Raw genomic sequence first — 5,467 nt, 5'->3', positions numbered from 1 at the left:
GGGCGGGGCAGGCGGAGCCTGCCCCCATCACCTGCCCAGGGGCCGCAGAGGCTCCAAAGTCAAGGGTGGACGAAGTCCATCGCGAAGCGACGCCGAAGGCGCCCTTGACTTTGGAGGGGCGGCCCCGTACGCAAGCGCCACCCCACCACCCGAACACCCCTCTTGTGATTCTCCTGAATACCCCGTCGACAACTAGGAAACCACTCGTGCTCACCAGTCGAACGCTTTCCAGACGGCCCGTTCGGTCGAAGCGGAAAAGACGTGCGCGGTAAGCATGTCGAAGCGACCTAGGAAAGTCGAGCGGTGACGCGCGAACCCCAGGCGTGGAGCGTTTATGGGCGCCACGTTTTGGGGCGGCGTGCTGCTGCGTGCACTTCGGCGACCTGTTCGGGGCTCAGGACGTTTCCGCAGCGGCGCAGCCAGCGGCGGAACGCCCGCACGTCCCGCAGGACGGCGACGTCGTGCGGGCCGCCGTTGCGGACGGTGAAGCCCTTCGCGCCGACGAAGACGACGGCCGCCTGCACGGGGACGTGGCGTCCGCAGGCGTCGGCGAGGAGTTTGCGGGCGCGCTGGGCCTCGTGCCGGGAGTTGCGCAGGTAGTCGACCTTCGTGCCACCGACCATGATGCCGTTGTCGGCCACCCATACCTTGCCGCGTGTGCTCTTGGTGTTGACGGTGACGACGCCGAACGGGCCGATCAGGACATGGTCGATGTCGGCGCCGCGGCGTCCGACGGGGACGGCGTGCAGGACGTGCCAGCCGTGCTTGCGGGCCCATTTGTCGAGCCTGCCGCCGATGACGCGTTCGGCCTTCGCGCCCACCGCGAAGTCGCGGGCCTGGGTGCGGGCGCCGACGAGGGCGGCGAGCCGGGTGCGCCAGTCGCGGAGTTCGTCGGCGCGGGCCTGTGCGGCGCCGCCGGGGCGGTTGAGGGCTAGGTCGAGTTCTGGTTCTTCTGCGGCCTGTGCGAATCGAGCGCCTGCAACCGGTGGGTGTCCAGCGCCTGCGGCTGGGGTCAGACCACCGTCTGCGGTCGGTGTGCGTTCAGTGCCTGTGGGTGGTGTGTGTCCAGTGCTTGTTGGTGGTGGATGGGCGTTGTGGGTTGGTGTGGTTGGTGGCTGCGGGGCGGACTCGGGGCGTGCGCGGTCCGTTGTGGGGGTGCCGTCGGGAGGACGTGTGCCGGGCGCGGGTGGTGCGGGTTCGCCTAGGGTGCGGCATTCGGTGCGGACGGCGTTCCAGAACGGGGCCGCCAGGTCGGGGACGGTGAGTTCGTGGCGGCCCGTCCGGACGTCGTACCAGCCGATCCCGGTGCCGTCGCGCGACACGTAGATGCGCAGGTGGCCGTAGCGGCGCCAGACCTTCGCTTCGAGACCGTCCACAACCGCCCCTTACGCGATCGTTGACCGACTCTGGCACCTTATGTCACGGCGGTGTCGCGGTGAAGGGCCCGGGGCGCGCGGCGCGCCCCGGGAGGGCCGGGTCAGCGGCGCGCTGTGATGCGGGTGGGGAGGGTGACGAAGCCGCGGTCGTTGGAGGAGTGGACGCGCTGCGCGCCCGCCTCGTCGATCTCGTAGTCGGCGACGACGGCGGTGACCTCCTCCAGCGCGATGCGGGCTTCGAGGCGGCCGAGGTTCGCGCCGAGGCAGTGGTGGCGGCCGTTGCCGAAGGCGAGGGACGCGCCGGTGTCGCGGTCGAGGTCGAAGCGGTCCGGGTCCGGGAAGACGGACGGGTCGCGGTTCGCGGCGCCGGTGAGCAGGAGGACCTTCGCGTCGGCGGGGATGGTGACGCCGTGCAGGGTGATGTCCTCGGTGGCGGTGCGGGCGAGGACCTGCGACGTCGGCTCCCAGCGGAGCGTCTCCTCGATCCAGTCGCCGATGCGGCCGCCGAGGGCGCGGGCCCGCTCGGCGGGGTGCAGCCAGGCGGCGTGCCAGGCGTTGCCGAGCGTCAGCATGGTGGTCTCGATGCCGGCGCCGACGAGCAGGATCAGCACGCCGACGATCTCCTCGGGGGTGAGGCGGTCGTCGCCGTCGGCGGCGTCCAGCAGCCCCGACAGCAGGTCGCCGCGGCGCTTCTTGGACCGCTCGATCGTCAGGTCGGTGTAGTAGCCGACGAGGGCGCCGATGGCCTGCAGCGCCTCGGGCGGCAGGTCGCCGCCCTCCTCACCGCGGTACATGATCGCCATGCCGAGGTCGCGGACCATGCCGCGGTCGGCCTCCGGGACGCCGACGAGCTCGGAGATGACGTCGGTGGGGAAGCGGCCGGCGAAGTCGGTCATCAGGTCGAAGGTGCCGCCGTCCAGGTGCGGCCGGACGCAGTCGCGGGCGATCTCGCGGATGCGGGGCTCCAGCTCCTGGACGCGGCGCGCGGTGAAGGCGCGCGAGACCAGGCCGCGCATGCGGGTGTGCTTGGGCGGGTCCATCGCGACGAACGAAAAGAACTTCTCCGCTTCGGGGCCCCAGAAGGCGGGTTCGATGCGCAGGCCGTTGCGGCTGGAGAAACGCGCGGAGTCGCGGAGCGCGGACAGAACGTCGCCGTGCCGGGACAGCGCCCAGAAGTCGTCCGTTTCGTTGCGGTAGACCGGTGACTTTTCGCGCAGTTCCGCGTACACCGGGTAGGGGTTTTCCTGAATCGCGAAGTCGAACGGGCTGTAGAACGGGTCCACCGTGTGCCTTCCCGGGTAGCCGATGCGCTGGACCGATCCTGCCACGCATAATGGGGTCCTGCCATTTCACTTCCGTCGCGGTTTCGCGGCGGGCGACGAAGCGAGGGCGCCGTGGACGCTGAGCGGGTTCCGCCGGGGATCGACCCGACGAAGGCGCATCCGTCCCGCCGCTACAACTACTGGCTCGGCGGCAAGGACAATTTCGCGGTCGACCGGGAATCGGCGGAGATGGTGGCGTCGGCGTTTCCGACGGTCGGTCTCGCGGCCCGGGAGAATCGCGCGTTCATGCGCCGGGTGGTGGGTTACCTGGCGGGCGAGGCGGGGATCGGGCAGTTCCTGGACATCGGCACCGGGCTTCCGTCGGCCGGCAACGTGCACGAGATCGCGCAGGGCATCGACCCGTCGGCGCGGATCGTCTACGTGGACAACGATCCGATCGTGCTGGTACACGCCCGCGCGCTGCTGACGAGCGAGCCGCAGGGGCGGACGGCCTACATCGACGCGGACCTGCGCGACCCGGAGAAGATCCTCGCCGACGCGGACCTGCGGCGGACCCTGGACCTGTCGCGGCCGGTGGCGTTGATGCTGGTCGCGACGATGCACTTCATCACCGACGACCACGACCCGTACGGGATCGTCCGGACGCTGCTCGGCGCGCTGCCGTCCGGCAGCCATCTGGTGATGACGCACGCGACCGGCGACCACCTGACGCCGGAGGAGTACGCGGTGAACGTGGAGGCGAACGAGCGGAGCGGGGTGCCGTTCCGGCTGCGGAGCCATGACGAGTTCGCGCGGTTCTTCGACGGGCTGGAGCTGCTGCCGCCGGGCGTGGGGTCGGTGGTGGAGTGGCGTCCGGAGGAGCCGGCGGAGGACCGTCCGGCGGTCGAGGACGTGTCGATGCTGTGCGCGGTCGCCCGCGTCCCCTGATCAACGCCTCCTGGGCCGGCGTCCGTGTCCCCCGATCAGGCGTCGAGGACGGAGCGGATCGTGTACCGCGCGTTGGCCGAGATGATCGGGTTCGTGGTGCGGTAGTACGGCAGCTGGATCACGGCCATGGAGAGGGCCCAGCCGCGTCCGCGCAGCCAGGTCGCGTCGTCGGCGTCCACCGCGTCGCGGAACGCGGGCCGCGCGCCGGGCGGCAGGAGGTTCCAGGCGGGGATCAGGTCGCAGGCGGGGTCGCCGATGCCGCAGGTGGCGAAGTCGAGGACGCCGCTGAGGCGTCCGGCGGCGTCGACCAGCAGGTTGCTCGGCATGAGGTCGGAGTGCAGCCAGCGGGGCGGGCCGGTCCAGGTCGGGGCGCGGAGCGATTGGTCCCAGGACGCGAGGATGGCGGCGGTGTCGAAGGGTTCGTCGGTGCGCCGCAGTTCGTCGACCGCCGACCGCATCCCCGCGTCGACGGAGGCCAGCGGGCCGCCGCGGTACGCGGCCGGGCCGCCGGGCACGCCGGTCTTGCGGAGGGCCAGGACGAATCCGGCGAGGTCGCGGGCGAGCTCAACCCCGGCCTGGCCCTCGGTCGGAGGCGAACCGTCGAGCCACCGGTGTACGGCCCATGGGAAGGGGAAGCCTTCGGCGGGGCCGCCCGTCCCGGCGACGGACGGGATCGCGACGGGCAGGCTCGGCGCGAGTTCCGGCAGCCACCGCGTCTCGTGCGAGAGCGCGCGCACCCCGCCCGCCGTCAGCGGCAGCCGGACGGACAGCGCGGAGCCGAGCCGGTAGACGGCGTTGACGGTCCCGCCGGACGCGACCCGCTCGACGGGCAGCGCCGCCCACTCCGGGAAGCGGCCGCGGACGAGCCGGCGGACGAGGTCCGCGTCCGTCTCGACCTCGCTGGCGTGCATCTTCGCCATCGGGCCAGCAGACCCGACGCCGCTCCGGACGGTCAACCGGATTAGGTGAGGGGCAGGACGCGGCGGGCCTCGGCGTGCGCGTGGTCGTGGATCTCCAGGGCGGCGGCGAGCGCGGCGTCCAGCTCTTCGAGGGTGCGTTCGACCAGGTCGAGGGCGTCGCGGGCGCGCTGCAGGCCGGACGACTTGACGAGGGAGCCGCGGGCGAGGCCGTCCAGCAGGGCGCGGTCGGCGTCGCGGTAGCGGGCGAGCGCGGGCATGAGCCGTTCGGTGTCGGCCTGCAGGCCGGTGAAGCCGTCGGCGAGGGCGGCGAGCTCGGCGGTCCGGGACTCGATGGCGGCGCGCTCGCCGGCGAGGCGGCGCCGCGCGGCGGTGAGCTCGGCCTCGGCGCCGGCCGCGCTCTCGACGGCCTCTCTGACCTGCGCGTTCAGCCGGTCCAGCTGCGCGCCGGTGAGGCGGAGCAGGGCGGTGGCGGACGCGTCGAGGTCGTCCTCGGCGTCGCGGGCCGCGTTCAGCTCCGGCAGGCGGGCGTCGAACGCGTCGCGCTGGGCGCGGAGCGCGTCGAGGTCGGCGCGCAGGGCGTCGAGGCGGTGGAGTTCGGCGAGCTCGGCGCGGACGGCGGCGTGCTCGCCGGCGGTCGCCTTCATCGCGTCCAGGGCGGGGCGCAGCCCGTCGAGGCGGCGGCGGTCGGCGGCGAGGTCGGCGCGCATCCGGGCGAGCTCGGCGGTGGTCTCCTCGAAGTGCGCGACGAGGTCGCGGCCGAGGTCGCCGCCGCGGGCGAGGGCGGGCAGCGTCTCCAGCAGCTCCGGCAGGTCGTGCAGCGCCTCGTCCAGCCCGGACACGAACCGGAACGCGGCGAGGTCGTCGCCCGGCGGGACGGCGCGGGCCTCGGCGAGCGCGGCGGCCAGCGCGGCCTTCAGGGCGGCGAACGCATCGGCGGGCGCGTCGGGCGCGCCGGCGGGCG

4 protein-coding genes and 1 pseudogene are annotated in these 5,467 nt (G+C 73.0%); 1 reads left to right on the top strand and 4 read right to left on the bottom strand.

Annotated features, from left to right (window positions below):
• Positions 1 to 332: 332 nt before the first annotated feature.
• Together F9B16_RS49000 and F9B16_RS48995 are read right to left on the bottom strand one after the other, a co-directional pair.
• The gene (locus F9B16_RS49000; RefSeq protein WP_151547113.1) at positions 333 to 1,376 is read right to left on the bottom strand and encodes a nuclease-related domain-containing protein; all 1,044 of its coding nucleotides are present in this window, start codon (positions 1,374 to 1,376) and stop codon (positions 333 to 335) included.
• A gap of 101 nt (positions 1,377 to 1,477) precedes the next feature.
• Positions 1,478 to 2,704 (bottom strand): cytochrome P450, encoded by a 1,227-nt coding sequence (locus F9B16_RS48995; protein ID WP_225992654.1) that lies wholly within the window; start codon positions 2,702 to 2,704, stop codon positions 1,478 to 1,480.
• A 66-nt stretch (positions 2,705 to 2,770) separates the two neighbouring features.
• On the opposite strand from F9B16_RS48995, the gene F9B16_RS48990 reads away from it, so the two are divergent.
• Positions 2,771 to 3,586, top strand: coding sequence for an SAM-dependent methyltransferase (locus F9B16_RS48990; RefSeq protein WP_151547112.1), 816 nt, complete (start codon positions 2,771 to 2,773; stop codon positions 3,584 to 3,586).
• A 35-nt stretch (positions 3,587 to 3,621) separates the two neighbouring features.
• On the opposite strand, the gene F9B16_RS48985 is transcribed toward F9B16_RS48990, so the two are convergent.
• Both F9B16_RS48985 and F9B16_RS52000 read right to left on the bottom strand, forming a co-directional pair.
• Positions 3,622 to 4,506 (bottom strand): aminoglycoside phosphotransferase family protein, encoded by an 885-nt coding sequence (locus tag F9B16_RS48985; RefSeq protein ID WP_151547111.1) that lies wholly within the window; start codon positions 4,504 to 4,506, stop codon positions 3,622 to 3,624.
• Between the two features lie 41 nt (positions 4,507 to 4,547).
• Positions 4,548 to 5,467 (bottom strand): annotated as a pseudogene (locus tag F9B16_RS52000) (hypothetical protein); the annotation flags it as partial.

It is taken from the genome of Actinomadura montaniterrae (assembly GCF_008923365.1).
In the GTDB taxonomy this organism is placed as follows: Bacteria; Actinomycetota; Actinomycetes; order Streptosporangiales; family Streptosporangiaceae; genus Spirillospora; species Spirillospora montaniterrae.
The sequence above is the reverse complement of the archived record's forward strand: the minus strand, read 5'-3'. Positions and strand labels throughout refer to the sequence as shown.

Coding starts and splice junctions, on each gene's coding strand:
- F9B16_RS48985 (WP_151547111.1), bottom strand. CDS start 4,506: ATGGCGAAGATGCACGCCAGCGAGGTCGAGACGGACGCGGACCTCGTC.